This window comes from Mycobacterium sp. (genome assembly GCF_050701675.1).
GTDB lineage: Bacteria > Actinomycetota > Actinomycetes > Mycobacteriales > Mycobacteriaceae > Mycobacterium.
The window spans coordinates 1-2,523 of record NZ_JBOGDD010000641.1; the positions used below are offsets into that span (position 1 = coordinate 1).

3 protein-coding genes are annotated in these 2,523 nt (G+C 68.7%); all 3 read left to right on the forward strand.

The features are described from left to right. Positions 1–1,670 (forward strand): MtrAB system accessory lipoprotein LpqB (gene lpqB, locus ACRDUX_RS19700; RefSeq protein ID WP_526415701.1); only part of this gene is annotated, 1,670 nt, incomplete at its 5' end. 105 nt (positions 1,671–1,775) lie between these two features. Continuing rightward, positions 1,776–2,063: a WXG100 family type VII secretion target gene (locus tag ACRDUX_RS19705; RefSeq protein ID WP_526415702.1), complete on the forward strand. Its 288-nt coding sequence runs from the start codon at positions 1,776–1,778 to the stop codon at positions 2,061–2,063. Next, complete coding sequence (locus tag ACRDUX_RS19710; RefSeq protein WP_526415703.1) at positions 2,060–2,347, forward strand: WXG100 family type VII secretion target; 288 nt, start codon at positions 2,060–2,062, stop codon at positions 2,345–2,347. Before ACRDUX_RS19705 ends, ACRDUX_RS19710 begins: the two co-directional genes overlap by 4 nt. The last annotated feature ends 176 nt before the right edge of the window (positions 2,348–2,523 follow it).

Below are 2,523 nucleotides of genomic sequence, written 5' to 3' on the forward strand. Positions count from 1 at the left end.
GCACCATGGACCGGGCCGCCCCGCCGAGCCTGCCCACCCCGTCGCCGGGGATGGATCCGGACATCCTGCTACGCGAATTCCTCAAGGCCACCGCCGATCCAGCCAACCGACACCTCGCCGCACGCCAGTTCCTCACCGAATCAGCCTCCAGCGACTGGGACGACGCCGGTAGCGCGCTGTTGATCGACCGGGTGGTCTTCGTGGAAACCCGGGGTCCCGAACGGGTTTCGGTGACCATGAAGGCCGACATCCTCGGATCTCTCTCGGACATGGGGGTTTTCGAGACCGGTGAGGGTGCGTTGCCCGATCCCGGCCCGATCGAGATGGTGAAGACACCCGGGGGCTGGCGCATCAACAAGCTGCCCAACGGTGTGTTCCTCGACTGGCAGCAGTTCCAGTCGACGTACAAGCGCCACACCCTGTACTTCGTCGACCCGACCGGAAAGACCGTGGTCCCGGACCCGCGTTACGTGGCGGTGTCGGATCCCGACCAGCTGGCCACCGAGTTGGTCACGAAGCTGGTGTCCGGTCCCCGGCCGGAGATGGCCAACACCGTGCGCAATCTGCTTGGCTCGCCGCTGCGGTTGCGCGGGCCCGTCACCCGGGCCGACGGCGGCAAGACGGGCGTCGGCCGCGGCTACGGCGGTGCGAAGATCGACTTGGACAGCCTCTCGACCACCGATCCGCATACGCGGCAACTGCTTGCCGCGCAGATCATCTGGACGCTGTCGCGATCGGGCATCAACGGTCCGTACGTGATCAATGCCGACGGCGCCGCGCTGGACGACCGGTTCGCCGAGGGCTGGAACACCTCCGACGTCGCCGCCACCGATCCTGGTGCGGATCCCGGCGCGGCGGCGGGTCTGCACGCACTCGTCGGCGGGTCGCTGGTGTCGTTGGATGGGCAGAAGGCACCCCGGGTGCCCGGTTCCTTCGGGGACCTGCCGGGCCAGACGTCGGCCACCCTGTCCAGGAGCGGGCAGGAAGCGGCGTCGGTGGTGACGCTGCGGCCCGGCGCGCCGGACATGGCGTCGTCGCTCTGGGTCGGACAGGTCGGCGCGGATGCGTCGCAGGCGATCGACGGGCGCACGCTGTCCCGCCCCAGCTGGTCGCTCGACGATGCGATCTGGGTCGTCGTGGACGGCAACAACATCGTGCGCGTGATTCAGGAGGCGGCATCGGGACAGCCCGCGCGGATCCCGGTCGACGCCTCCGCGGTGGCCACGAAGTTCCCAGGAGTGGTGTCCGAGCTGCAACTGTCACGCGACGGCACGCGCGCGGCGATGGTCATCGAAGGCCAGGTCATCCTGGCGGGGGTGGAGCAGACCCAGGGCGGCCAGTACGCCCTGACCTACCCACGACGGCTGGGATTCGGTCTCGGCGACACCGCGGTGTCGTTGTCGTGGCGCACGGGTGACGACATCGTCGTCAGCCGAACCGATCCACAACACCCGGTGTCGTACGTCAACCTCGACGGGGTGAACTCCGACGGTCCGAGCCAGAATCTGCTCGCGCCGGTGTCGACGGTGGCGGCGAATCCGTCGACGCTCTACGTTGCTGACCAACGCGGCGTGCACCAGCTTTCGGGATCCGCCGCGGAGAACGACCTGACGTGGGTCGACATCCGGCCGCTGATGGTGGCCGGCGCCCTGCCCGTGCTTCCCGGCTGAATCTCCGCCAAAACAGTCCTGAATCAGCGCATTTGGACTGTGGCGTAAGGCGTTACCCTGGATTGGTCGGTGACTCAGTGGGGGATTTCGGTGTCGGATCTGCAGGTGACTACGTCTGCGCTTTCCTCGGTGGCTGGCGAGTTGGAGTCGGTGGCCGAGGGTTTGCGCACGAGCCTTGGCTCACTCGACGGCGAGGTGTCGGGGTTGCTCGGTCCGCGATGGTCTGGCGAGGCAGCATCGGCCTACGACGGGGTGTGGCGCGAATGGCACCAGGGCGCGCAGCAGGTCGTCGAGGGGCTGGTGAGGATGTCGGGGCTTCTGCAGGACGCGGCTCAGCGGTATGAGACGACGGACGCCTCGGGCGCCGCACGCGTCGCGGAGTCCGGATTGTGAGTTCCTTCAAGGTGGATCCTGCCGCATTGCTCGCCGTCGTCGACCGGATGTCGGAGTTCGACCAGCAGTTGGAGGCACACCTGGCCCACGCGGCGGGTTCCGTCGCCCAGCTGGGGACGTCCTGGTATGGCGACGGCGGCCAGGCCGAGCGCTCGGCGCAGCAGCGCTGGGACGAGGGCGCCCGCGAGATGCGGGAGGCCTTGGCTCGGCTCCGTCAGATCGCCGAGAGCGCGCACGAGAACTACTCCGGCGCCGCGCAGACCAACGTGCGCAATTGGGGCTAGGCCGTGACGGCACCCATCTCGGTGGATCCGTCTGCCCTGGCGGTGACGGGTGGAACCGTCGGCGGCGAGGGCGATGCGATCGCCGCAGCGGTCGGTGCGCTCGACTCGGCGTTGTCCGGCGCCGGGGCGATGTTCGGGCACGACGCGGCGGGCCTGGTCTTCGCGCAGAGCTATAC